The following is a 26044-nucleotide window of genomic DNA, read 5'->3' as shown; positions in this document are numbered from 1 at the left end:
TGGATCCCGAATTCGGGAAGTATGTATTCGTCGACTCCGCCATACTCCGCCCACCGCAGCGCGAAGTCGACGAGTCGGGCATCGTCGGATGAAACGGAACTTACTCGCGACGTTTGGTCTTCGTGTTCTGACGCGCTCACTGCATCTCCTGGCCTTCAAGTCCGTCGGGCTCCTCGCCGCTCCCGCGGGCATTGCCCCAGTCACCCACTGATCCGGCTCCTCGATCCGCGGCGAACACCCCGCCCGGTCGGGCAACCGAAAACTTAAACGCGCCCCGTTTCAGCCCGCGTTCACCGCAGTGCACGACGTGACCGGCAGCGCCTACTTCGACCGATAGCGCGCCGAAGGCGAGAAGCGCAACGCCGCACTCATTTGCCTCGCCCGACGCCGACGCGACGTCCTCTACACCAAGCTCAAGGACAAGCCCTTTCACCAAACTCCGGCAACCGCCGCTGCTTGACGGAAACCATAGGGACACCGCCGGGGGCGTGTCGTTGATGTAGGTCAAGAACCTTTCGTACGAACCGTGCTGCGGGGGACCCGGCATCTTCAACCTGTTTGTCTGGACAGTGCTGCTTTTGCTGCGGCGAGGGCTTGATGCCGCGACCTGTTGGGGCATACTCGCGCAGTGGCGGTTAGTCATCTGAGCGTCGCGGGCGGGTACAACGGCTGTTCGGACAGGAACGCACGCACTCGCTCCAAGAACAGTTCATCGATGGGAACCGGAAGAACGCACATCTCCTTCAGAATCACCAAATGGCGATGAAGGGCTTCCAGGACTTGGTCGTCCGTCGGGGCCGTGTGCAGTGCCGTGGCTAGGTCGCGGCACATGTCGTCGACACTGTCGATGCAGAGGCTGCGGACGCCACCGCAATCTATCAATCGCCGGCACGCCATCTCCGCTTCGAACAGGACGGCTCCTCGTCGTCCGAGGGTTTCGGCGGGCACCAGGAGCTCCGCCAGCTGACGCGCCGAGGTGATCAGCTGGAGTTGCAGCGACAATTCGAGCGGAGGACTTGACGCATGCCGTCCTGCTTCGAATGGTGGTTCCGTGACGAGGACTCCGACAATGCGCTCGATGAAGAGCAGGCGGAGGGAGATGCTTTCGAGTTCGACGTCGCCAGGCATGCGGATTCTCCTGCTAGTTCGAGAGAACTGACTTTGAGATGATCCGCACTTCCCAGGTTCTCCGTAGAAGTCCTCGCGTGCGGCTGTGGGGAGGAATCGGCACCGACCCAGCTCAGAGCCGATTCACGCCATCGATCGTGCTTCGGGCTGTGTTTGGGAGGGAAGGTGCTGTTTGCGAGTTCGTAGGGATTTGTGGTTGCTGCGCCGAACATCGATGCGGCGAGCGGAGGGATCACGCCATGTCGTCGCTCATTTCGAACTGGACCGCGAGTTTCGCCGTAACGTGAGGTGCTACTATGTCTCTCGCGACTGCCACGTGCGCAGGATGGTCGAGGTATGCGCTCGGGTCCGATCCTTCGATCACAGCCATAACGCCGTAATCCCCGTTGCCGTTTCGCATCCGCAGGTCGGGTCCGTGAATGAGTCTCCGCAGGGCCGGAATTTGTTCGGGCAGAGCGTCGATCGCGCGGCCGATCTGCTTCAGATCTGTGGCGGATGTAGCAGGCTTCCAGGTGAAGTTGACTATGTGTGCGATCATTTCGAGAATCCGTCCTTCACGTCGTCGTGTGGGCAAGTGTGGAGTCACCACTGGCCAAAGTGGGGCCAGTCCCAAAGTGGGGCCAGTCAAGGAAATCAGCGATCACTGATCCCGCCGGAATGGCCTGGTTGCAGAGAGCGCGTGGTAGGCCTCATCAAGCCGTCTCTTCCCGTGGGCCGAGAGCGGGACGACTGAAAGCGCGCATGCGCATAGGGAGCGTCACCAAGGGTGCGGCAATCATGGGAGCGTTCCGGCCGGTACAAGTACGGGCCTGCCGGCAACGCCGCTCTCGACATCGTGGTAAGCCTGCTGCGCGGAATCCAATGGGTAAGTGGCGAAGATCGGTGCACCCACCAATGCGCCAGAGGCGAACCCGTCGGCGAGCGAGGCCAGAACTCGCGCCGAATCGGTAGACGTCAGACGGCCCGTGTGCAGCCCGACCAGGCGCAGTTCTTGCCGGTAGAAGTGGAGCGTATCCACTGCCGCCAGAGGGTTGGCCGCAGGGGCTCCCAGTATGCACAGGCCACCCCCCACTGCGAGCGCAGGAAGTATGGCAGCGATCATGCTGCCACCGACCACATCGACTGCCAGAACCGCTTCCTCGGCGGCGTCCGCGAGTAGGGTTACGAAGTTCGGTGCGTCCGCCGGCACAACCTCACTGAAATGACTACGCCGTAGCCTTTCCGACTCGGCGTCACTCTTCACGACGCCGACGACTCGCATTCCTTGCCAGTGAGCCAGTGCTGCCACCGCTCCGCCGACACCCCCAGCGGCGCCCGTCACGATGCATGTCTTGCCCGGTCGCATCCCGCCCGCCCTTGCGATCGCCTCTGCCGCAGTGAAATATGCCAGACCAGATGCTCCAGCTTCGATATCGGAAAGCCGATCGGGAATCGGGGTTACGCCACTCACCGGAGCAACCATGTATTCGGCGTGGCTTCCATTCATTGCCAGTCCGAGATCGCGGCCGCCGCTGCCCCACACACGCACGCCCTCCAATTCCGTGGAGCCTGCCACGACGACGCCGGCGAAATCGCGCCCGAGGATTCGCGGAAACGGACCTGGAAGGATTCCGCGACACGAGAGAGCGTCGCTGCGGTTCACCGCCGCGGCCGTGATCCGGATTAGCACCTCACCCGCCTCCGGGGTCGGAATCGGCGCTTCTTCGATCCTTAGGTCCTTCGGATCGCCGGCGTTGTGAGCCAGGAGGGCGCGCATCGTGTCAGCCATGCTGCGGCCTTGACTGACACCAGGCGGTTGTTGCGTCTGATCGTCCGAAGTTCACTCTTGCTCCATGAGTTTTGCTGGCCGAGCAGTGTCGGCCTGGTGTCTGTGTTCATCCCCGAGAAACCCACATCAGGACGGTTCTCACTTTAGCGGATTATCGAATATTTAGACAATAGTCGAGCATCTACTCGATGATGAGTAGCCGGGTTGTGTGTTGGATGTGATCGCGCAGCAGTTCCCCAGCCAGCGGAACGTTGCGATCGACGGCGGCCTTCAAGATGGCGCGATGTTCGCCGAGCCCATCACGAGCGGGTTCCCTTTTGAACGAAACCGACCACAGTTGGTACAGGCTGGATTCTTCACGCAGTGAGCGGGCGAGCTTGGCCAGACGAGCGTTCGGGCAAGCGGCAAGCAAGGCAAAGTGAAAATCGGCATGGGCAGCGGCCCACTGATCGCTTATGCGCCCGGGGTCATCAGCGTCCATGAACGGCGTCCGCTCCATGACGTGAAAAGCTGCGATGACCTGTCCCTCCCAAGCCACGTCCCCGTTCTGGATCGATAGACCGAGCACGAGGGACTCGATCTCGACGCGCGCTTGGGTGAGTTCAGAGAGATCACGTTCCGACAGCGGAGTGACGATGTATCCAACGTGTGGCCGCGACTGGACCAGCCCCTCCGCCTGGAGCCGATTCAGCGCTTCGCGCGCGGCACCGACGCTGGTCTCGTACCGGCGGCACAACTCGGCCGACTTGAGGCGTTCCCCCGGCTCGACACGTCCGGCCAGGATGTCGGCCCGGAGCTTTTCGTGCACGAAGTCGGCACGCGTCGCCTTTACTCGAGTTTCAGTCATATCATCGAAAATAGCCGTGATTGGCGCTTGATGGGTAGCCGATGCTGGTGTGCCGCCCGGTTGACCTTTGTAGTTGCACCTCGACGCGAGCGAGGAAGGCCCCGCCGACGCCTGGTCGCATGACTCGATACCGGCCGGGCCAGGCTGGTGTGCTATTCGACAAACGTTTGGTGGATCGACCCGATGCCCTCAATCCAGCTCACCAACTTCTCACCTGGCCGAAGAAAACGTTGCGGTGTACGAGCGAGACCTACGCCGTCAGGGGTCCCCGAGAAGATCACATCGCCCGGGTACAGCGTGATGGTCTGCGAAAGCCGTGCGATGAGCGTCGACACAGGGAAGATGAGATCTTTCGTCCTGCCCAATTGAACTGTTTCGCCGTCGATTGCGCAGCCGAGTTCGAGATTGTCGCGATCGGCGAGCTCGTCCGGTGTCACAAGCCAGGGACCCACGGGTCCGAAATTGGGGAACGACTTACCGAGGCTGAACTGGGGTGCGGGGCCTGCCAGCTGCGAGATACGTTCCGAAATATCCTGTCCGACAGAGAGCCCCGCGACGTACTCCCATGAATCTGCATCCGACACATGATGCGCCTCACGTCCCATGACGACGACCAGCTCAACTTCCCAGTCCGTATTTCCTCCCCTCGGCAGCTGGACGGTGGCTTCCGGGCCGGCGAGGCAGCTGCGAAATTTCGTGAAGGTTGGCGGGAGGTCCTCTGGTAGGTCGAACCCAGACTCGGAGGCGTGGGCGCTGTAGTTCAAGCCGACTGCGATCACTTGCTGCGGAGCCGGCGATGGGCAACCGAGGTCCGCTGCATCGAATGCCACGTCGGCTTCAGGCAAGACCGCGGTTTGTTGCCATCCGAGAAAGTCCGACCAGTCGGTGTACAGCTGCGGAAGGCCAGGGCCGAACCTGCCCGCGCTCGCGCGGGCGATGTCGATTCCGCGATGATCGTCGACGACGATCGTTGCCCTGCCGTCGATATTGGCGATTCGCATACGTTGGATTCCTTTGCTCGGTGCTCCACTGGTCCCACGGTTCCTGCGGAGGACGATTCTGTGCTCGCGACGACGAATGGTCGCCTGAGGGGATTGCGCAATACCTGCCCACGGTGCAGCTAGAGCACGGCGTGGAGGCTTCTACTCGAAGATTATTCGAGTATTTTATCAATATTCGAACAAGCGCGTCGTTAGTGACCCGCGGAGTTGCGCTGCGGATCGATTCCCGAGGCGTGCAGAATCCGATCCCGAGACGATTCCGCGAGGTTGCGCAGGCGCGTCAAGTCAACACCGACGAGTGCCCCGTGACGCTTGCGCACCTCGCCACGCACCAGGACGGTGTCGATGTTGGATACGTCTGCGCTGGTAACGACGGTCGCGATTGGATCAATGACCGGCATGGTATTGATCGCATCACCTCGAACGAGAACGATGTCGGCATCCTTTCCCGGCGAAAGTGTGCCGGTCCGGGAGTCGAGGCCGCACGCCTGCGCACCAGAGATAGTCGCGAATCGAAGAACGTCGCGATGTTGGAGGGCGGGAGCGAATGCGGTGTCGATATCGTCACCGAAATCCTGGATGCGCTGATACGCCAAAGCTGTCCGCATCTGCGTGAACATGTCTCCCGGCACCGAGGTCACCACATCGATACTCAATGACGGATCCACGCCGACATCCTGGAGTCTTCCGATCGGCGGGTGGCCATGACCCATCAGTAGCTCCACATATGGGGCAAGTGACACTGAACCGCCGCTCTCAGCCACCAACTTCAGTTCGTCGTCGGCATTAGTGGTTGCGTGCACGTACGTGGTGTCGGCGCCGAGCAGACCTGCGTCGGCGAGCTCACGGATCGCGTGCCCGTGTACACCCGTGATACGCATACCGACGTGAACGCTGATCCTCGCCTCTAGCTCACGAGCCAGCGCCCAATCGTGAGCGACAACCTCACGCCTGCTCACTCCGGGGCCGCGCACCGCGAGAGCGAAAGTGAGCAGTCCGTCGTCCGAGGCGAAGTAGCGCTCGCGCACGCGACGTGCGTCGTCCGGGTGATTGAGTTGGCTGTCGAACCACCATTCGGCCCCTGCAGGCACACCGTGGGCATACATCGCGCGAATACCGGATTCGCGGAGCGCTCGGATGCCCTCGTCAGCGTGATCCGGGGTGTTGTTGCAGTGCGACCAATCAACAAGAGTCGTAATGCCGGCGTTGAGCGCCTCCAACGAACCCAGAAGATTGCCCACATAGACGTCCTCAGGCCTGTAAGCGGGTCCGAAGGCGCCGATCACGGTGGCCAAATAGTCGTCGAGGGTGCAGGAGGGCATGCTCCCCCTGAGAGCAGACTCCCACGTGTGGCGGTGAGTGTCGACGAACCCAGGAATGACAATGCATCCGGTCGCATCGATGACCTCGGAGCCGTCCGGACTGATCCCTCGGTCGATCTGGACGATTCGGCCGTCGACAACGAGGATGTCGGTGTCCGCACGGTTGCCGATCGAATCGTCCATCGAGACGACGAAGCCACCCTTGATGAGCTTTCTGGAAGACATGTTTCTCTAGTTCTCCTACTCGGCGATCGCCCGTCGCAGCCGACCGACTGTGATGTGTGCCTGTTCACACGATGACGGGTCTCGTGCTCTAGGTCAATAGATTGTCGAATATATTTCAAATGTTCGATCATCCGACCGCCGACGCAAGATCTTCACGAGCGAGGATCGGGGCGTCCGCTCCACAACCCCCGGCCAGCGAGTCCCGACCGGACCGCGGGTGCCCCCGGTGGAGCGCGGGTAACCAAAAATACTCGACAATCATCTTGACATTCCTAAATAAATCGGCGTTTGATGTGACGATGGCCACGCCGTAGCGACGGGACGCCGACACCGTGGACATCGAGCGTTGCGCTCTACGACCAGACGCGCATGCCCGCACCGCCCACACGGCCCGCGCAGCGGCCTGCACGGAGGAGAATCATGAAGTACACCGTTGCTCTACCCCAGTCCAATCGTGTGAGCGACCCGGCTGCGATCCGTGACGTGGCTCAAGCCGCGGACGAACTCGGTTTCTGGGCGCTTTCGATGCACGATCACGTCACTTTCGACGGCAAATGGATCGCGTGTGGCACCGACGACGACGAGGGAGTCGAAGACCTGCGGAACGTATACGAGCCGCTGGTCACCTACGCCCACGTCTCGGCAATCACCAAGCGGGTCAGGTTTCTGTTCTCGATCATGCTGCTACCTGCCCGAGAGCCGATCATGACGGCGAAACAGTTAGCTACGCTCGATCAGCTCAGCGGTGGCCGAGTTTCCCTGGGGATCGGTGTTGGTCTCGCCGGCAATGATTCCGACCCCGCATTCCTCAGCGTGCTGTCTGCCAACGCCACCCGGGAATGGGCGGCACTCGACGTTCCAGTACGCCGGCGCGGCAAGCTGACCGACGAGCGCATCGCGGCGATGCAGGCTCTGTGGACTGAGGACGAGGCGTCCTATGTCGGTGAGTTTCTGTCCTTCACGGACGTCGCCATGTACCCCAAGCCGACTCAACCGGGCGGGCCCCCAATCCTCATCGCCGGAAACTCGCCGGCGGCGCTCAAACGAATCGCCCGCGGTGGGTTCACCTGGCTTCCGAACCATGCCAAGCCGGAGGAGATTGCCGGCGGGATTGTCGCCCTCAAGCAACTTCACAACGACTACGGCACCAACTTCTCCGGAGACGTTGTCCTCGACCTGTTCATGCGTCTCGACGACTCGACCGCGGCGGCCGAGGACGCTTTTCCTCGAGTTCTCAAAGAATCGCTAGGCGCCGAGCTCGGCGCGCGGAATTTGATCGGCAATCCCGCTGATGTGATCTCCCGAATCCGCGAGTACAGCGAAAGCGGCGTCACGACTCTCGATATGAAGCCCATCTATCGCAGCATTCCCGAATTGCTCAAGATGATGGAGACTTTCGCCCGCGAGGTCATGCCCGAAACCAACTGAAGCACTATTCGGCACAGCCGCTAGACCTTCGATTCCAACTGCCGCAAAGGAACTCATGACACACAACATTGCCGTCATTGGTGGTACCGGCCCTCAAGGCCGCGGCCTTGCTCTTCGATTCGCTCTCGCAGGCCATACCGTACTGCTCGGGTCCCGAAACGCAGTGCGCGCCCTAGAATGTGTCACCTCTATACGCGAGATCGCTGGACCCGACGTCCACGTCGAAGGCACAGACAATCTTGACGCTGCCTCCCGAGCAGACATTATCCTGCTGGCCATTCCATGGGACGCACATACGGATCTGGTTGCTGAACTCGCCGACGTCATGACCGGCAAGATCGTGATCTCTTGCGTGAACCCCCTTGGCTTCGACGCCCAGGGTCCTTTCGGACTCGAACTCGACGAAAGCGCCGCGCAAGAGCTCCAGCGCTCAGTTCCGGGAGCGCGCGTCGTGGGCGCTTTCCACCACGTCGCGGCGATGTCGCTGTGGAAGCATGCGGGCCCTCTAGAGCATGAAGATGTCCTCGTTTGTGGTGATGATGTCGCAGCAAAACACGTGGTGATGGATCTGGCAACGTCCGTAACCGGGAAGCCGGGAATCGACGTGGGAGCGTTGCGGTTGGCCCGCCAACTAGAACCATGGACCGCGGTGATGATCAGCGTGAACAAGCGGTACAAGATCCGTTCCGGCCTCGCGATCTCGGGAGTCGCCTCCTAACCGATCCCCCGGTCCACTCGCACCGCAGGAGGAGGATACGAAGTAATGGGTGATGATCCGTAAACCAGTTTCCGAAAAAGGCTCTCCCACATGGTCACGTCCCCGAATGCTGGCTCCAATCCATCAGGCGGTCACGAATGGCGCAGGGCGCAGCCAGATTTGGTCGCGAGTCGCCGAACATCGCAGGCCATCTCACCAATCCGCGACCTTGCGCAAAACGTCTCGAGGCCGTAGCCCCCGCTGCGGGGTATCAATAGATTCACTCGTTCAGGAGAAGCCAATGTCCGTACTTCGCATAGGTCCCATAGGTGTTGCCCGACCCCACGTCGTGCACGCGCTCATCGAGCGGAAAGCGTCGGTTCGAATTCCTGCACACGAAGATGCGCGAGCGAACAAACGCGTCCCCACGGTGCATGGTCCGTACGCTCGTCTCATGGATTGCGACAGCGCCACAGGGGTGCTCGCATGAGCATCGCGCAGCTGCTTGCAGATGCGGCGCGGCGGGACCCCGACGCCATCGCGTGGAAGTACGCGGATCGTGAAGCCAGCTACAGTCAGTTCGTCCTTCAGATCAGTGCACTCGCCGATCGGTTGCGCGAACTTGGACTCACACCCGGAGATCGAGTGCTCCTGTGCGTGCCGAATCGGCCCGAGCTGCTGACCGTTCTGTGGGCCACGTTGTGGGCGGGAATGGTCACTGTCCCATTGAATTCGCATCTACACCGCGACGAGGTCAGGTATGCGCTCAACGACTCCGGGGCACGCGCCATCCTGGTTTCGTCGGAGACCGCGAGCGTCCTTGACAATATTGATACAACCGACGCCGGTATCGCAGTCCTGCACGCGGAGGGGCTAATCGAATCGCTTCTTCTCCCCCGGTACCCGCAAATGCCGGCAGAGGCCGCCCCGACTGACCCGGCTTGGTTATTCTATACGTCCGGAACCACCGGACGCCCCAAGGGGGCCACGCTTACCCACCGAAACCTGTTGGCCATGACCTTGCACTATCTGGCCGATGTCGACTCAGTGGAGCGAGGAAGCGTCTTCGTGCATGCAGCTCCCCTGACGCACGGAAGTGGATTGTATATGCTCCCGGCGCTGGCACGCGGAGCAACTAATGTGATCTACTCCGAGCCGAGCTTCGACGCGGCGAAGTTTCTCGACCTGATCGAACGTGAGAAGGTGACCCACGCAGCCTTCTTGGCGCCGACAATGCTGCGACGATTGATTACGTCTTCGGGTCGTGCCCCGCGTGAGGGTTCTACCCTGCGAAGCATCGTCGTCGGAGGTGCGCCGATGTACCGTGCTGACCTATCTGTCGCGATCGAGGCATTCGGCCCGATCATCACCCAAATATACGGTCAGGGTGAGGCTCCCATGTCGATTACGGTAATGCCCGCATCGGAACTAGTCGGTAAGGAAGGGCGTGGGCGTGCCGAACGAGGGGCGTGCGGACGTCCCTTCACCGGTGTTCAAGTGCGTGTAGTCGACGACCGCGACGAGTCTGCACCTGAAAATCAGGACGGCGAGGTTTGGGTGCAGGGTGACGTAGTCATGCGTGGATACTGGGAAAACCCGGAGGCGACGCACAAGACTGTGCACGACGGATGGCTCCGTACCGGCGACATAGGGCACCTCGACGCAAACGGGTACCTGTATCTCACCGATCGGGCGAAGGACGTCATCATCACAGGCGGGTCGAACGTGTATCCACGCGAGGTCGAAGAGGCACTCTTAACCCATCCGGCGGTACGAGAGGTCGCAGTGATTGGAACTCCGGATCCAGAGTGGGGGGAGTCCATTCGCGCCTTCGTTGTTCCGGAAGACGGCATCACGGTGAACGAACAGGAACTTATTGCGCACGTGCGCGACCGTCTCGCCTCCTTCAAGAAGCCCCGAAGCATAGAGTTCCGCACGGAGTTGCCAAAGAACGCCACCGGCAAGATCCTCAAGCGACAGCTCAAAGTTTGATAGGGGGCGTCCCACCGGGACTTGACGCAGCGGTTCGAGGCGCCGGCACTCGAGATTGGAAATGGTTCTGTGCCTCTGATACTTCTCCTCGCACCCCTTTCCTGGATTAAGTTCTTAGTACAAGGCGGTCCTCTGCGAACGATCACGAACCTCATAGCGAGCGTGGCGTCTTGGCGACAAATCCAATGGATTGACATGTACAACGACTTCTATCCACAAGTCGACCAGCACGATATGTCTCCAAGCTTCGACTACCCACCCACGGGGCTGTTCGGATCTACTGAGTAGCGGGTCGATCCATAAGATAGACAACTTACGCATTTCGGTTCTCTATCTCGCCACTGGCGGTGGATATCCGAACGGATGTAACAACGGGCGTACGAAGTTGCCTACGATCCGAACTGAACATGACAGGACTCCAGTTGACAGTAGACCGTTTGATGACCACCCAGGCTCGACCCCCGTCGGGGATGCGGCGGGTGCTGCGACGTGCCCGTGACGGCGCCACTCTGAACGTGGACGAGGCGACGACCCTGCTGCAGGCCCGCGGCGACGACCTGACCGACCTGTGTTCGTCGGCGGCGAAGGTCCGGGACGCCGGGTTGCTGGCGGCGGGCAGACCCAAGGCTGTCACGTATTCGCGTAAGGTGTTCATTCCGCTGACGCGGTTGTGCCGGGACAAGTGCCATTACTGCACGTTCGTCACCGTGCCCGGCAAGTTGCGGGCCGAGGGGCGCGGCGCGTATCTGGAACCGGACGAGGTGCTGGAGATCGCCCGGCAGGGTGCCGAATTGGGCTGCAAGGAAGCCCTCTTCACACTGGGCGACCGTCCCGAGGATCGGTGGCCGGAGGCCAAGCAGTGGCTGGACGAGCGCGGCTACGATTCGACGCTCGACTACCTGCGTGCGATGTCGATCCGGGTCCTCGAGGAGACCGGGCTGCTGCCACACCTGAACCCGGGTGTGATGAGCTGGGAGGAGATCTCCCGCCTCAAGCCGGTGGCCCCGTCGATGGGCATGATGCTCGAGACGACGTCCACCCGGTTGTTCACCGACAAGGGTGAGTGCCACTACGGCAGCCCCGACAAGGATCCGGCGGTGCGGTTGCGCACGCTCACCGACGCCGGACGGCTGAGTGTGCCGTTCACGACGGGCATTCTGGTGGGTATCGGCGAGACCGTCCGGGAACGGGCGGAATCGATCATGGCGATCCGCAAGTCGCACAAGGCGTTCGGGCACGTCCAGGAAGTGATCGTCCAGAACTTCCTCGCCAAGCCCGACACCGCGATGCGCGACACCCCGGACGCGGGCCTCGAGGAATTCGCCGCGACCATCGCCGTGTCCCGGTTGCTGCTCGGCCCCGGGATGCGCATCCAGTCGCCGCCCAACCTGGTGTCGAACACCGAGTGCCTGGCGCTGCTGGGTGCGGGTGTCGACGACTGGGGCGGCGTGTCGCCGCTGACCCCGGACCACGTGAACCCGGAGCGGCCGTGGCCGAACCTGGACACCCTGGCCGAGATCACGGCGGAGGCCGGGTTCGAGCTCACCGAGCGCACGGCGGCGCAGCCGCAGTTCGTGCTGGCCGGCTCGCCCTGGATCGATCCGCGGATCACCGGGCACGTGCAGGCCCTCGCGGACCCGCACACCGGGCTGGCGAAGCTCGACACCACGCCGGTCGGGTTGCCGTGGCAGGAGCCGGACGAGTCCTGGGAGTCGGCGGGCCGGGTGGATCTGAACACCGAGATCGACACCGAGGGCCGCAACACCGAGACGCGCAGCGACCTCGGCAGCGCGTTCGGGGACTGGGAGACCGTCCGCGAGCAGGTGCTGGAGTTGAGCGGCCCGGTGCGGGTGGACACGGACGTCCTCGCGGCGCTGCGCAGCGCCGAACGTGACCCGGCGGGCTGCACCGACGACGAATACCTGGCGTTGGCGACGGCCGAGGGTCCGGGGCTCGAGGCGATGGTGGCGCTGGCCGATGCGCTCCGCAAGGACGCCGTCGGCGACGAGGTGACCTATGTGGTGAACCGGAACATCAACTTCACCAACATCTGCTACACCGGCTGCCGTTTCTGCGCGTTCGCGCAGCGCAAGGGCGATGCGGACGCGTTCACCCTGTCCACCGGCGAGGTCGCGGACCGGGCCTGGGAGGCGCACGTCGCGGGCGCGACCGAGGTCTGCATGCAGGGGGGCATCGACCCGGAGCTCCCGGTCACCGGGTACGCCGATCTGGTGCGTGCGGTGAAGGCGCGGGTGCCGTCGATGCACGTGCACGCGTTCAGCCCGATGGAGATCGTCAACGGCGCCTCCCGCGGTGGGCAGAGCATCCGGGACTGGTTGACGGAACTGCGCGAGGCGGGTCTGGACACCATTCCCGGCACGGCCGCGGAAATTCTCGACGACGAGGTGCGCTGGGTGCTCACCAAGGGGAAGCTGCCCACCGCCACCTGGATCGAGGTGGTGACCACGGCGCACGAGCTGGGTCTGCGGTCGAGTTCGACGATGATGTACGGGCACGTCGACAACCCGAAGCACTGGGTCGGGCATCTGCGGGTGCTGCGCGGAATCCAGGACCGGACAGGCGGATTCACCGAATTCGTCCCGCTGCCCTTCGTGCATCAGAGTGCGCCGCTGTATCTGGCGGGCGCGTCCCGTCCGGGCCCGACCAACCGGGACAACCGGGCCGTCCACGCCCTGGCCCGGATCATGCTGCACGGGCGGATCCCGAACATCCAGACCAGCTGGGTCAAGCTGGGGGTCACCGGTACCCAGGTGATGTTGCAGGGCGGCGCCAACGACCTCGGCGGCACCCTGATGGAGGAGACCATCTCCCGGATGGCGGGTTCGGAGCACGGATCCGAGAAGACCGTCGCCGAACTGCGGGCCATCGCCGAGGGAATCGGCCGCCCGGCACGCGAACGCACCACCACCCACGCCCGACTACAAACAGCCAGCCCCGTTCGATGTCTGTAAGCACAACCGAGAACGACCGCTACGGAGTCGTCGTGCCTATCAGATCCCTGCAGACGGGCAAGAGTCGACTTTCCACGGGTTCGGATGCACTGCGCTCGCAACTCGCGCTTGCGTTCTTCCTCGACACGATCGCCGCGCTCGAACGAAGCCGAGAAGTGAAACGGATCGTTGTGGTGTCGAGCGATACAACTATATACCGATGTGTTCAGGCACGATGCGACGTCGTCACCGATAACGAAACCGGGCTTACAGCGGCGGTAGACATCGGTGTCGAGGAGCTGCGGAAGACAGGCCATTTAGGGCCAGTGGCGGTCGTTCTCCCGGACTTACCCTTTGCGACCGCAGAGGCCTTCGACGCGCTGTTTCACGCCGCACGCGAACACAAGCAGGCCTTCTTGGGTGACCAAACTGGCGACGGCACAACGTGTGTGACTGCAGCGTCGGTGGACACGGTAGTCCACAGGCTCGGCCCGAACTCAGCCCGAGCGCACGCCGAAGCCGGCCTCACAACACTCGGTGTTCCAGTACCCGAGTTACGCTCCGACGTAGATGTACTCAACGATCTAGATCATCGGCAACAGCTGAGGTTAGGTGTAGAGACCACCAAAGTTCTATCGTTGGCTGGTGCGAGTATCGCAAATCAATCCACCTGAGCATGCTGCGGGCGGCATGGCCGCTGGCGAGTTCGGCCACACGGCAGCGCCCGACGAACCGAATATCCCCGCCGCGGCGGAGTAACAATATGCCCGAGAGCTTAGAGCGTGTCTGCTATTTACGGACGCGATGATGAATGACGAGCGCAGCGAAGAGTACGCCACCGAGGAAGGTGGTGGCGTACTTGTCGTAGCGAGTGGCGATGCCGCGCCACTGCTTGAGACGCCCGAAAACCACGCTCGACGGTGTTGCGTCCGCGGTAGCGGTCCTTGTCGAAGGCCGGCGGTCGACCCCCGTCCGATCCTTTCGTCTTGCGACGTCGGATCTGGTCGCGGCGTTCGGGGATGGTGTGCGAGATTCTGCGTTCCCGCAGGTTCTTTCGGGTGCTCGGGTGCGAGTACGCCTTGTCGGCCAGCAGGCGGAACGCTGCGGTGTCGTGGGCGCGGTGCGCGTCGAGCAGCGGCGCCAGGTAGGGGTTGTCGCCGGCCTGTCCCGGCGAGAGCAGCAGCGTCAGCGGGCAGCAGAAGGTGTCGGTGAGGGCGTGGATCTTGGTGCTCAGCCCGCCGCGGGAGCGGCCGAGTGCGTGGTCGGCGGGTTCGTTGGCCAGATTCTTGTCATTCGACCGAGCCCCCTGTGTGCGCATCGGTCAGGGCGCCGGCCGAATGCTGGTGGGCGCGGACAATCGTCGAGTCGATCGACAGCAGACGTTCGAGCTGTTCCTCTCGTTCGGGGGCTGCCGCCCGCACCGCGGCGAACATCCGGATGTAGGTGCCGTCGTCGGACCAGCGGCGATGCCGTTCCCAGATCGACTGCCACGGGCCGAAGTATTCGGGCAGATCGCGCCACGGTGATCCGGTTCGGAACCGCCAGGCGATTCCTTCCAGGGTCAACCGGTGGTCGTTCCACGGACGCCCCCTTCGGCCCGCCGATGCGGGTAGGACGGGCTCGATCACAGCCCACAGGTCATCGGGGATCTCGTCGGCGCGCAACACATACCCAGCATCACGCATCAAGCATCAAACATTAAGCAGACACGCTCTAGGCGCCAGTGAGTGGCGATGGCGGTGCCGATTCCGGCACCTGCGGCGGCGGTGACGAGGGCGGTCGGACGTTCATACATCTGTTGGCCTTTCGAGTGGCGGTACGCGTTCGGGGTGTCAGAGGTCGAGCGTCTGTTGCAGCAGTGCGATCGACTGCGCTGGCTGGTCGACCAGCATCAGATGGCCGGCGCCGGTGATTTCCGCGTAGGTGGCGTGCTCGATGGCACCGAGGATGATGTCCGCGGCCTTCTTCGGGCAAAAGGAGTCGTGGTCGGCGCCGATGATGACCACCTCGACACCGGGGCCGATCTTCGGCAACTCCGGTGTGAGGGAGGCGTCGACGAGTGCAGCCATCGCCGTGGAGGCGTTGATGTAACCCTGTCCGTCGCCGACCGCGGCGACCCCGGCACGGGTGACTTCATCCACTTCGGAAGCGGGGTTAAACAGCGCGGCAGCGGTATCCGAGCGTAGTGCCTCCAGCTGTGCGGCGGTGTCGGTGCCGCGGAAGAGCCCGATCCGTCCAGCATAGAAGCCTGCGGCGCCCCGGCCGACGACACGCGAGGTACCGAGAGCAACGACCTTGCTCACCAGATCCGGGCGCTGTGCCGCGGCGGCGAGGACGACGGTACCCCCGAGGGAGAACCCGACGCAGATCGCGGGTCCGGCGACCTCCTCGAGGAAGGTCAGCAGGTCGTCACGCAGCTGGCCGAGGGTGCCCTCCGGTGACCCGACGGTGGTCTGTCCGTGTCCGCGCAGGTCGTAGGCGTAGGTGGTGACGGCGAGACCCGCCTCCTGTACGGCGCGCCAGCTGTGGTGATCCTCGGCGAGTCCGTGAACCAGGACGACGGCAGGCCCGTCGCCGGCGCGGGCGTAGGTGACGTCGATGTCGAGCAGCGAGATGGTCAGGGTGGTGATGGTGTCATCGATGCCGCTGGTCATTCCTTCTCCTCCGAAATCAGTTCTCTGAGAATCCTCTTACGGATTCTTCCTGCAGGTGTTACCAATCAACCGCCAGGGCAACAACACACGGCGTTGCAGGCTGTGCGTGGCAGCCCGGGGCGACCTTCCCGACCTGATACCGGACCCGGTCGAATGATCTGGTGGAACCATGCGAGACCGGACTACTCGACAATTGTCGGAATACTCAACTATCCCTTGCATAATCGCAGAAGTGTGGCTACCGTCACATCAGGGTGCTCGATCCTCCCCGCCCCCCGTTGCCGCCCTCGCGGCGACGATGACGATGCTGGCGAAACAATCTGCGCCAAACGATCAAGGAGACACATGTGAGTGTGAATGAAGTAGTGAACAGCTTCTTCGAAGCCGCGGAGAACGCTGACGTCGAAGGACTACGACGGTTGTATGCACCGGACGCAACCATCTGGCACAACGACGGCGCAGGTGATCAATCTGTCGACGAGAATCTGGAATCGCTTGCAGTGCTGTTCGGGGGAATGCTGAGCGTGAAGTTCGAAGTGAAACGGCGGGTGGAGGTTCCGGGCGGGGTCTTTCAAACCCATACACTGCATGGCGTACTTCCCAACGGAGAGCGAGTCGACCTCGACGCTGCGATGTTCATGCAGGTGGACGCCGGCCAGGTCTCCCGCATCGAAGAGTACTTCGACGTCTCCACAGTCACGGCGATGTTCGCGGCCACGGCGGCAGTTGCTGGCTAAGTGAGCGGCTCAGTACGTCAGATTCTGGCCAGCACACACGTGCCTCTACACGTTACAACTAGTGGTGTGTCTCGCAAATAATTCTGGATCGCTTCGATAGAATCCCTACATGAGGCATCCGGTACCCGCTTTGGAGATTTCCGATGGGCAGCGCGTTTTGCTTGAGTCGTTGGCGCGGTCGCAGTCGGGGGCACACCGTGAGGTGGTGCGGGCCAAGGCACTGTTGATGGCGTCCGCGGGTGTGGCCAACACGGCTATCGCGCAGGCGTTGTCGGTATCGCCAGGCTCGGTGGCGAACTGGCGGGTGCGGTTCGCCGAGGACGGCATGGCGCGGTTGGGCGAGGTGCGCAAGGGTCGTGGTCGCAAGCCCTCGATCCCGCAGGAGAAGATCGATGAGATCGTGGACCTGACGCAGAACTACCGCCCGAAAGGCGAGACTCATTGGAGTTGCCGGACGATGGCCGAGGTGGTCGGGGTCTCGAAGGACACCGTCCAGCGCGTGTGGTCCGCTCGCGGACTCAAGCCGCACCGGGTCGAGACGTTCAAGCTGTCGAACGATCCACGATTCGAGGACAAACTCGTCGACGTCGTCGGTCTGTATCTGAACCCGCCCGAGCGGGCGATCGTGTTGTGCGCGGACGAGAAGTCGTCGGTGCAGGCCCTCGACCGGACCCAGGCCTCGCTCCCGATGATCAAGGGCCGCGGCGAGACGATGACCCACGACTACAAGCGTCACGGCACCACCACCTTGTTCGCCGCGCTCGACGTCCTCACCGGCACCGTGATCGGCCAGTGCCTGCCGCGCCACCGCCATCAGGAGTTCCTGCGATTTCTGCGCACCATCGACCGCGAGGTGCCCAAGGACCTGGAAATCCACCTGATCCTGGACAACTACGCCACCCACAAACACGAGAAGGTCCGGGCCTGGCTCGACAAGCATCCCCGGTTCCACCTGCACTTCACTCCCACCTCCTCCTCATGGCTCAACCTCGTCGAACGTTGGTTCCGAGAGCTGACCGATAAAGCTCTGCGACGCGGGGTCTTTCACTCCGTACCGCACCTCATCGCCTCGATCGAGGAATACCTCGACGCCCACAACGAAAACCCCCGACCCTACGAATGGACCGCGACCGCCGAATCCATCCTCGCCAAGGTCGCCCGCGGCCGCGTCGCACTGGAAAAGATCAACTAAATCCGAGACACACCACTAGCGCCCAAGGAGAAAACTGATGGGAAGTTTCGACGGCAAGGTAGCCATGATTACCGGTGCGGGCCGCGGACAGGGTCGGGCTCACGCAATTGCCTTGGCCGAGCAAGGCGCCGACATCGTCGCGATCGACATCGATCACCAGATCACAAACGTCCCTTACTCGATGACCTCGCCCGGCGACCTGGACGAGACCAGAGCACAGGTGGAGAAGTTCGATCGCCGTTGCGTGACCAAGATTGCCGACGTTCGCGATTTCGCCGCCATCGACGTTGCTGCTACTTCTGCGATCAGTGAGCTCGGCCAGATCGATATCCTCGTCGCCAATGCCGGTGCGTACATTGGGGGTCCCATTGCCGATACCGCTGTGGAAGATTGGACCACAGTCATCGACATCAATCTCAACGGTGTCTTCAATGCGATCCGGGCGGTTGCGCCGCACATGATCGAGAGGCAATACGGCCGAATTATTGCCACTGCATCTGGCATGGGTCGGCACGGCGCCGAGAACCTCGCAAGTTACGCCGCATCGAAATGGGGAATCATCGGGCTCGTGAAGTCCGCTGCTAAGGAACTCGGCCGCCACTCCATCACGGTCAACGCCATCAACCCAGGGATGGTCGACACACTGATCGTCAAGAACGACTACCTCCGCGGACTGTACAACCCCGAACTGGAGAACCCGACCGACGAGGACGTGGCCAAGAAGGTCTATCAAGGCAATCTGCACTACATTCCCGACGTTCCCTTCATTCCGGTAGAGGACATCGCGAAAGCCGTCGTATATCTAGCGTCCGACGACGCCCGCTACGTATCGGGAGGAACGATCGATGTCGGCGCTGGATACGCCGCGAACCACATGTGAATGGTCGGTCCATCTCTAAGTGGAATAGCCGGTGAACGTCGACACTCCATTTCACTCGCAGAGCATACGTGCCGGGTCGGCACTGGTTCGCAGGGCCGGCCCGGCTTTCCACCCAGTCTCGCACCGCATGGTTCAGCTTGTGTCCACCAACGTAATTGGGCCGCATGATTCGATGCAATCCGGGGGGCAACAACTTCGGTAGCAACTGCAAGGTGCGCCTGGATGGTCCGGGCAAGGCGGACTGCGTGTTGCTCGAATGAATACGCAAGATCGAGGCCGCGACTCGGCCCGTAAGGAACCGGGATCTGTGCGCGAGCGCTGATCGCGCAGAGATACGTCCTCGACGTCGGTTCCCGACCTCCAGTTGAAACCCACAGGAACGCCACCAGGCGATGCCATGAAACGGGCATTGCAATCCTAGATATCAGCGATTTGACGATTATCTGATTTATCTTCGCAATACTTTTTCCGAAAGTGAGGTGCTTGACTCATGACAGCATTGGTGCAAGACATGATCATCGTTCATCGCGTCTTCCGGCGGGAGTTCGAACAGACGTCGACACTGGTGAGGAAAGTGCAGGACCGCGACACGGGGCGAGCAGGTGTCGTCGGAGAACACCTCGAACTTCTGTTGAATCTCCTGCACCATCATCACGAAACTGAAGACGAACTCCTGTGGCCTCGCCTGCAAGAACGATTGCCCGCCCGTATAGAATCCTTCGCCTCGTTGGAGTCCGAACATGCGAACCTTGCTTTGCTGATCGCCCGTGTCACCGACGGTCTCGCGCAGTGGCGGAAGTCAGCCGACATCAGTGCCCGGGAGACACTGGCGAGCTCGATCGACGAGCTACGCCGTCCCATGATCGAACACCTCGACCACGAAGAGAGTATCCTTCCGGTCTGCGCAGAGGCGCTCAGCCAGGATGAGTGGAATAAGCTGGGAGAGAGAGCCCTCGGCGGACTTGGGGTACCGAAGTCGCTCCTTGTGCTGGCAGCGATGCACGAAGAATGCCCGGAAGAAGAGTGGGCCCAGTTCACAGTCCTGCTGCCACCGCCGATTCAGGCGGCATACGAGCGCGAAGCCGTCGAGTTGTACGCACCGTATATCGAACGAGTTCGTACCGCTTGAGCGCCTGCTCGAGGACGCAACCCGACAGCCAACAACCGGCCTTTCATGGGCCAACGCCAACCAAGATCGACACACATGCAGGGAGCCACCATGATCTCCCATACGGTCGCTCACAGCCGGGCGTGAACGCCTTCCGCATCAAACAGGCACCCACTCGATCTATCTTCGAAAATATCCGACGTCTGGCACTGTCGCTCGTCACCAGGCAGCTTCGCGTGGGGCCATCGGTCCATGTTCTCGATGCTCGGGTGGTCGTCGCTGCCGGAACCACGCCAACGGATCCACCTGGCGAATCGATTCGATTGCCTTCGATCCACTTGACAAGCTTTCCGTCGGGTAGCAGGAATCGCGTGGGTGTCCATGCCGGGCCGACGCCATCGAGCGTCCCAGAGACCACGACGCCGCCAGGTCACGGCAGTGGTTCGCAGTGATTGAGCCCTATTGCCACAATCTGCCGAGGAGCCGGGTGATGGTGCGCCGACGTCGGTCGGGGCCAAGTTGAAAAGTTCTCCGGCCAAGGAACTTTGCCGAAGCACCGCATCCCACGGGAGATGCGCATCCTGATACCGGTAGACGTCCTCGAGCGCTGGTCTGAAACGCCCGCTGCTCGCGGGGCGCCGTCGGCACCACGGAGGGACCTCACCACTTCCATCAGCGTCAATATATGTTCGAATATCTCGTTGACATTCTTACATTTTCGGAGTTACATGTGGACAGGCCCACAAACCCACGCCTGTCGAGCAGGTGGGGCCGACGCCCTCGCTGAGTAAGGATGAGCATGAAATGCCCCGCCGCTTTGCCCCCATGGAACCGAGTCAGCACGCCGTCGACCATTCGGAACGTCCACGCAGGCAACAGACGAGCCCGGGGCCTGGACACCTTTATCAGAGCTCAAGTGGGCTGCTCAATGGGCTCGGAAACCTCAGCAATTGCACTACCCGGACGAGCGTGTCATGGACCGCTTCTTCAGACTCGATGAGTCCGTTGTGGCCGCCGAGGAAGCCTGCACCGACCTCAAAGATTCGACGAGCGTCGAGCAGCCTGAACGAAATCTGATCGGGAACGCGACGATATCGTTTCGCGAGGGCAACGCTGCGCGGGTTGTTTCGGCGGCGTCGCGGCCCGCGCGAGCGCGGCCGCCTCCCCAGTGGGCAATGCGCCACGCGGATGGATCCGAAACCCCTCGACCACAGTATTACTGAGCTACGTGCATCATAGCCAAGTTCGCTGACGAGGCTATGCCGGCAACGGCTCAGCGCCCGATCTTCGAGTGGGAGGTCCGGCCGAACGCGTTCATTCCTGACGTACAGACAATCGCCAAATCGAAGGGTCCACGACAAACAATGCAAGCGAACGGTTCGATCAGTGAAATGGGTTACGTCGCGCTCCAGACGCGGATGTTCAGCGAGTCCGTCAGGAACGCGACAGACATCTACGGCCTCTTCGCTGTCGACAGTACTGACAAGAAGGTCTACCTTTCCGCAACCGACACCCATCACGAGATCATCTACACAAAATCCGATCAGGACGCCGTCGACCATATCGGTTTGGTAGCTCCCAACGTAGACGAACTCGATGCCATCAGAGAGAAGGTGCGGCGTGGCGGATGGCGCATCCTGGCGGAGCAACCCATCGAAACCCACATCGAGTCCGGGTTCGCGTTCGTCGGTCCGGAGGGCTTTACCTGGCATGTGTATCTGGGTATGGAGAAGTGGGACCAGCGGCCGGGCGGGTTCGGACCGGATCGCTATGGCCACATCAACCTGCTGACCCATGACACCGTCGGAATGAAGAATTTTCTCGTCGACACGTTCGACTTCCGGGTATCCGAGCGGGTCGGTACCGATGTGGCGTTCTTCCTGCGTTGCAACGTCGACCATCACGGCATCGCAATCTTCAAGAAGGAGAAGGGGCCAGGCGTATTGCACCACCACGCGTGGCAGACGCAGAGCATTGTCGATCTTGGCCGATTGGGTGATCGCCTTCGCAAAGACGGACGAAAGCTCTTGTGGGGTCCGGTACGACACGGCGCTGGACACAACATCGCGGCATATGCTGTCGAGCCGTGCGGAGCCGTAATCGAGCTGTACACCGATCTTGAATTTATTTACGATCGCGAGCGCGCAGTGTTCGAATGGGCAGAAGCCGACCCATTCTGGGTCAATCAGTGGGACGGGCAAGTCCCCGGCGACATCTTCAACTACGGCATACCACCAGTCGACCGATCGTAACGATTCCGCTGACGGCACATTTGCCGTCATTGCTATACCGCTCCGGCCTGGCCCGGTGCCGGACCGAGGGAGTTCACACCATGATCAAAATCATTGTGACGGGAAAGCGCAAGCCATCGCTGACGCTCGCCGAGTTTGACGACTACTGGAACAATCATCACGGTCCACTCGCGATCGAGGTCTCGGACGCACTGCATATCAGAAAGTATGTTCAGTGCGTCCGCCTCGACGTGCCACAGGCGGACATCGTCTCATCCGGCAGATCGGGATCCGCTGATATGCCAGACTTCATCGCTGAACTGTGGTTCGACAGTGCCGAAGACATGGCGCAAGCTTTCGCATCACCGGAAGGACAGAAGGCCAACCAGCGACTCGCTGCCGACGAGGACGAATTTTGTGACCGCAGCACGATCGTGTGCATCCTGGCCCACGAAAGAAGAAAAATCTAGCGTCACGATCCTCACGCCGACAGGTCGCCCGTATCCGCAAGCGGTTCCCGCACACAGAGGACGACGGCAACGTCGGTCCATTCCGCCCGTCACCGTGGTACGAGCCTTCACACTGCAACCCGATCTAGATGTCCACTCGCTGTCAAAGAAGTCGAGAATGACGTGCTTGAAGTTGATCGCCTCAACCCACGATCACAGCTACCGCCCACACGGTGCTTTCACGATGAATGATGGACCCCAATTATGCTGTGGCGGTTATCCATTCCGGCAAGGACGGTTGAAGCAGATTGTATCGATCGACACTTCACGGGACGCGACGCAGGCTTAGTACTACAGTCGCGTTTAGGGCAGGTGTCCTCGGGCTCGGTAGTGGCATTGTCGGGCTCGGTGTTGATGGCGGCGGCGCCAGTGGGAGCGTGCGAGGACGTGGCGGGGGTCGGGTAGATACGTCCAGATCAGGTGGCAGAGCAGCCGTCGGATCTCGGGCACGCTCAGTGCGATCAACTCGCTGTCGTCGCCGGGTTCTCGGGCCCCCTTTTTGACCGGGTGACGGTGAGGAAGGTGTGCGCGAGCATCGAGAGGGTGATGTGTCGGTACCAGCCCGCGTACTGCCGAACCTGGTAGTGGTCGAGGCCCGTTTGGCCCTTCGCGGTCTGGAAGGTTTCCTCTATCGCCCAACGTGTTCCGGCGACGGTGACCAATTCGGTCAAGGTGGTGCGCGCCGGGCAGTGGCACAGGTAGTACGCCAGATCCTCCGGATCGGTGCGACTGCGACGGGCCAGGAGCCAGTACACCGCCGTCGGCCAGTTCACCCCGCGCACCGGTGTGCGCGCCCAGTCGTAGAGTCGCTCACCTTTCGCGCCGTCACCGGCCGAGCGGGTCCGCCACGCCTGGGCAGGCAACGCCGCCATCGCTTCGTCGGCACGGAGCTCGGCGCCGTCGACGGTGATGACGTGTTGGTTCACCGAAGTAGCTAGCACGTAGGACAATCCGAGTTCCTCGCAACGGGCACGGAGCCGGTGCACCTGCCCGTATACGGCATCTCCGGTGACCCATCGTGCCGGAACACCGGCGGCGACGGCGCGTTCGAGCATCGCGATCGCCAGCTCGGGTTTGGTCGCGAACTCGCGCTCGGCGGGGATCCCGGCCTGCGCGCACCGGTCACGGTCGTCGGTCCAGGCTTTGGGCAGGTACAGCTCTCGGTCGATCAGCGTTCGACCCGCCGCAGTGGCATAGGTCAAGAACACCCCGATCCCAGTGTCACCATTGAAGGTGTTGACCGGTTCGCTCTACCGCGCGATCTGCCTTCGTGGCTTCTGCCAGTTCTGCGGCCGGTCGACACGACAAGGACCGGCCGACCTGGCTTGAGAGGAGCGTGGCGTCGCCCCGACTGGGATATGCCGATCGACCGGCCCATGCCATCCCACCCACTAGCAGGGCAGGAGACATACCACCATGATCGTCATCGGGATCGATGCGCACAAGCGCACCCATACGGCCGTTGTCGCCGATCAGAACGGAAGCCAGCTGTCGACGAGAACCATTCGGACCACCAGCAAGGACCATCTGGCGCTGCTGCGATGGGGCGCGGAACAATGCGACGATCGCATGTGGGCGGTCGAGGACTGCCGGCACCTGAGCCGCCGCCTGGAGCGGGACCTGTTGGCCGCCGGAGAACGGGTCGTGCGCGTGCCGCCGAAGCTGATGGCGAATGTGCGCGACGGTGCCCGTACCTACGGAAAGTCTGATCCGATCGACGCGCTCGCGGTGGCCCGTGCCGCCCTTCGGGAGCCAAACCTACCGGAAGCCCGTCTCGACGGTATGGAGCGAGAAGTCCGGCTGCTGGTCGATCACAGGGACGATCTCGTCGCCGAACGGACTCGCATCATCGGGCGGCTTCGCTGGCACCTGCACGAACTCGATCCTGGCTGGACACCGCCGAAGCGGTTGGATCGGGCCAGCGCCTACGACAAGATCGAGGCCTTCCTGTCGGAGTTGTCGGGGCTCGTGTCGGACTTGGCGACGCGCCTCGTCGACCATCTCCGGCGCCTCACCGTCGAGATCAAGGAACTCGCCACCGAGATCACCACCCGAATCACGGTGCTGGCACCGTCATTGCTGGCCATCCCCGGATGCGCGCCGCTGACGGCGGCCAAGCTGATCGGTGAGACCGCCGGCGTTGATCGCTTCCGGTCCAAGGATGCCTTCGCCCGCCATAACGGAACCGCACCGCTGCCGGTGTGGTCGTCGAACCGCGCACGACATCGTCTCTCGCGTACGGGAAATCGGCGGCTCAATGCAGCAATCCATATCATCGCACTCACCCAGGCTCATTGCCACGACGATGCTCGTGCACTCATGTCCCGGCGTAAGGCCAACGGCGACGGTGGCATGGAAGCTCTGCGCATCCTCAAGCGCAGACTTTCCGATGTCGTCTATCGCGCCATGCTCGCAGACCGACCATTGATGGGCTCCGCTACCGCTGCTTGACAGAGGAGCAAGTGGCAGTTCTCGACCCGGCCCGCGGTGCCCGAGTACTGGCGGGCCACCCCGGCCGAGCGGGTGCCCTTCTTCAAGAACCCGGTCTCGTCGAGAATCAACACACCGGACGGATCCGCAAGATGATCGACCGCATAATCGCGTACGTCGTCGCGGACCGCGTCGGGATCCCAGTCCGCCGTCGAGAGCAGTCGCTGCATCCCGTCCGGCAATCGATCGCCCGCGCGTTCGGACAGGGTCCACGAATTCTTCCGCTCCTCGCCCGAGAGCAACCCCCGCACATATTCCACCGCATGCTTGCGGGGCTCGGACCTGGCGAAACGATGCCCGATCAAGGCATCGATCTCCGCCAGCCCCTCCGCCCACACCCGCACCTCAGCCACGCACACATCATCGCCCACACACGGACCATGCATCCTGCGACTCTCGGAACCTGCGCCGACACACCGACAAGATCAAAATAAACGCGACTGTAGTACTAGATCGGGATGGTTGTAGATCGTTTTGGGGGTGACCCCCACACCTGGGGCAAGACCGAACCGGGATGGGACGAGCGTGAGGTGGAGCGCCCGCGGCTGATCGCCAAGTGGGTCGAACATTGCTACACCGCCACATCGGCGACCATGCTGGCGCCTCATCGCCTGATGTGGCCGCACGATGGGGTGAACGAGGGTGCGCACACAGTGGGGCGCGGACACCGTGACGTGCACGCACCGCCTGCCATGCTCCTCGCCCCCGGCCTGGGCCAGCCGATGAGACCGCCGCGCCGATCGTCGACGGGCTACGCGAACACGCGCGCCGCCGATCGCAACGAGCCCGTCACAGCATCGATAGAGCATTGCGGGATCTCCGAGGCCAGGGCGCCCCATCAACATCAACGCAGTCGCCCGCGTGGCACGCCGGCAAGCTGGTCG

21 protein-coding genes and 3 pseudogenes are annotated in these 26044 nt (G+C 62.2%); 14 read left to right on the top strand and 10 right to left on the bottom strand.

Annotated elements, in window-relative coordinates; all coding sequences use genetic code 11:
• Nucleotides 1–151: 151 nt before the first annotated feature.
• Nucleotides 152–460: pseudogene (locus tag CJ177_RS48955) on the top strand (transposase); the annotation flags it as partial.
• Between the two features lie 179 nt (nt 461–639).
• Here the strand turns inward: CJ177_RS48955 and CJ177_RS43440 are convergent.
• The 6 genes from CJ177_RS43440 to CJ177_RS43415 form a co-directional block, all read right to left on the bottom strand.
• Nucleotides 640–1128 (bottom strand): hypothetical protein, encoded by a 489-nt coding sequence (locus CJ177_RS43440; protein WP_095870804.1) that lies wholly within the window; start codon nt 1126–1128, stop codon nt 640–642.
• Nucleotides 1129–1360: 232 nt separating this feature from the next.
• The gene (locus CJ177_RS49645) at nt 1361–1666 is read right to left on the bottom strand and encodes a Dabb family protein (RefSeq protein ID WP_095870803.1); all 306 of its coding nucleotides are present in this window, start codon (nt 1664–1666) and stop codon (nt 1361–1363) included.
• 237 nt (nt 1667–1903) lie between these two features.
• Entirely contained in the window at nt 1904–2896 is a 993-nt protein-coding gene (locus CJ177_RS43430) for a zinc-binding alcohol dehydrogenase family protein (protein ID WP_095870802.1), read from the bottom strand.
• A gap of 181 nt (nt 2897–3077) precedes the next feature.
• Nucleotides 3078–3743 (bottom strand): GntR family transcriptional regulator, encoded by a 666-nt coding sequence (locus tag CJ177_RS43425; RefSeq protein WP_095870801.1) that lies wholly within the window; start codon nt 3741–3743, stop codon nt 3078–3080.
• Between the two features lie 152 nt (nt 3744–3895).
• Entirely contained in the window at nt 3896–4744 is an 849-nt protein-coding gene (locus tag CJ177_RS43420; RefSeq protein WP_095870800.1) for a fumarylacetoacetate hydrolase family protein, read from the bottom strand.
• 191 nt (nt 4745–4935) lie between these two features.
• On the bottom strand, nt 4936–6249 hold the full coding sequence (locus CJ177_RS43415; protein WP_257015041.1) for an amidohydrolase family protein: 1314 nt from the start codon (nt 6247–6249) through the stop codon (nt 4936–4938).
• A gap of 462 nt (nt 6250–6711) precedes the next feature.
• Between CJ177_RS43415 and CJ177_RS43410 the strand changes: the two genes are divergently transcribed.
• The 5 genes from CJ177_RS43410 (at nt 6712) to cofC (ending at nt 14033) form a co-directional block, all read left to right on the top strand.
• Entirely contained in the window at nt 6712–7719 is a 1008-nt protein-coding gene (locus tag CJ177_RS43410; RefSeq protein WP_179443443.1) for an LLM class flavin-dependent oxidoreductase, read from the top strand.
• A gap of 55 nt (nt 7720–7774) precedes the next feature.
• Nucleotides 7775–8437, top strand: coding sequence for an NADPH-dependent F420 reductase (gene npdG / locus CJ177_RS43405; RefSeq protein ID WP_095870797.1), 663 nt, complete (start codon nt 7775–7777; stop codon nt 8435–8437).
• A 465-nt stretch (nt 8438–8902) separates the two neighbouring features.
• The gene (locus CJ177_RS43400) at nt 8903–10408 is read left to right on the top strand and encodes a class I adenylate-forming enzyme family protein (protein WP_095870796.1); all 1506 of its coding nucleotides are present in this window, start codon (nt 8903–8905) and stop codon (nt 10406–10408) included.
• 440 nt (nt 10409–10848) lie between these two features.
• Nucleotides 10849–13380 carry a bifunctional FO biosynthesis protein CofGH gene (locus CJ177_RS43395; RefSeq protein ID WP_257015000.1) on the top strand — a complete coding sequence of 844 codons (2532 nt, stop codon included), beginning with the start codon at nt 10849–10851 and terminating at the stop codon, nt 13378–13380.
• A 32-nt stretch (nt 13381–13412) separates the two neighbouring features.
• Nucleotides 13413–14033, top strand: coding sequence for a 2-phospho-L-lactate guanylyltransferase (cofC, locus tag CJ177_RS43390; RefSeq protein ID WP_218835192.1), 621 nt, complete (start codon nt 13413–13415; stop codon nt 14031–14033).
• A gap of 115 nt (nt 14034–14148) precedes the next feature.
• Here cofC and CJ177_RS43385 read toward each other — a convergent pair.
• Nucleotides 14149–15026: pseudogene (locus tag CJ177_RS43385) on the bottom strand (IS5 family transposase).
• Between the two features lie 165 nt (nt 15027–15191).
• The gene (locus CJ177_RS43380) at nt 15192–16013 is read right to left on the bottom strand and encodes an alpha/beta fold hydrolase (RefSeq protein ID WP_095870793.1); all 822 of its coding nucleotides are present in this window, start codon (nt 16011–16013) and stop codon (nt 15192–15194) included.
• Between the two features lie 347 nt (nt 16014–16360).
• Here CJ177_RS43380 and CJ177_RS43375 point away from each other — a divergent pair, with 347 nt between their 5' ends.
• The 7 genes from CJ177_RS43375 to CJ177_RS43350 all read left to right on the top strand — a co-directional run bounded on the left by CJ177_RS43375 (nt 16361) and on the right by CJ177_RS43350 (nt 22631).
• Nucleotides 16361–16750, top strand: coding sequence for a nuclear transport factor 2 family protein (locus CJ177_RS43375; protein WP_218835191.1), 390 nt, complete (start codon nt 16361–16363; stop codon nt 16748–16750).
• A gap of 109 nt (nt 16751–16859) precedes the next feature.
• Nucleotides 16860–17942 (top strand): IS630-like element ISRjo2 family transposase, encoded by a 1083-nt coding sequence (locus CJ177_RS43370; RefSeq protein WP_095870791.1) that lies wholly within the window; start codon nt 16860–16862, stop codon nt 17940–17942.
• A gap of 37 nt (nt 17943–17979) precedes the next feature.
• Nucleotides 17980–18822, top strand: a complete 843-nt coding sequence (locus CJ177_RS43365; RefSeq protein WP_095870790.1) for a mycofactocin-coupled SDR family oxidoreductase — start codon at nt 17980–17982, stop codon at nt 18820–18822.
• A gap of 490 nt (nt 18823–19312) precedes the next feature.
• Nucleotides 19313–19951: a hemerythrin domain-containing protein gene (locus CJ177_RS43360; protein ID WP_095870789.1), complete on the top strand. Its 639-nt coding sequence runs from the start codon at nt 19313–19315 to the stop codon at nt 19949–19951.
• A gap of 953 nt (nt 19952–20904) precedes the next feature.
• Nucleotides 20905–21153: a hypothetical protein gene (locus CJ177_RS47135; RefSeq protein ID WP_143548810.1), complete on the top strand. Its 249-nt coding sequence runs from the start codon at nt 20905–20907 to the stop codon at nt 21151–21153.
• Nucleotides 21154–21294: 141 nt separating this feature from the next.
• Nucleotides 21295–22182, top strand: coding sequence for a VOC family protein (locus CJ177_RS43355; protein ID WP_218835190.1), 888 nt, complete (start codon nt 21295–21297; stop codon nt 22180–22182).
• 80 nt (nt 22183–22262) lie between these two features.
• Nucleotides 22263–22631 (top strand): EthD domain-containing protein, encoded by a 369-nt coding sequence (locus CJ177_RS43350; protein WP_179443440.1) that lies wholly within the window; start codon nt 22263–22265, stop codon nt 22629–22631.
• Nucleotides 22632–23131: 500 nt separating this feature from the next.
• Here the strand turns inward: CJ177_RS43350 and CJ177_RS43345 are convergent, their stop codons facing one another.
• On the bottom strand, nt 23132–23872 hold the full coding sequence (locus CJ177_RS43345) for an IS701 family transposase (protein WP_179443439.1): 741 nt from the start codon (nt 23870–23872) through the stop codon (nt 23132–23134).
• Nucleotides 23873–24086: 214 nt separating this feature from the next.
• On the opposite strand from CJ177_RS43345, the gene CJ177_RS43340 reads away from it, so the two are divergent.
• Nucleotides 24087–25121, top strand: coding sequence for an IS110 family transposase (locus CJ177_RS43340; RefSeq protein ID WP_095870785.1), 1035 nt, complete (start codon nt 24087–24089; stop codon nt 25119–25121).
• 8 nt (nt 25122–25129) lie between these two features.
• On the opposite strand, the pseudogene CJ177_RS43335 reads toward CJ177_RS43340, so the two are convergent.
• Nucleotides 25130–25531: pseudogene (locus tag CJ177_RS43335) on the bottom strand (transposase); the annotation flags it as partial.
• Between the last annotated feature and the right edge of the window lie 513 nt (nt 25532–26044).

It is taken from the genome of Rhodococcus sp. ACPA1 (assembly GCF_002300195.1).
Classification (GTDB): Bacteria; Actinomycetota; Actinomycetes; order Mycobacteriales; family Mycobacteriaceae; genus Rhodococcus_F; species Rhodococcus_F opacus.
This window is presented reverse-complemented; position numbering and strand designations above follow the sequence as displayed.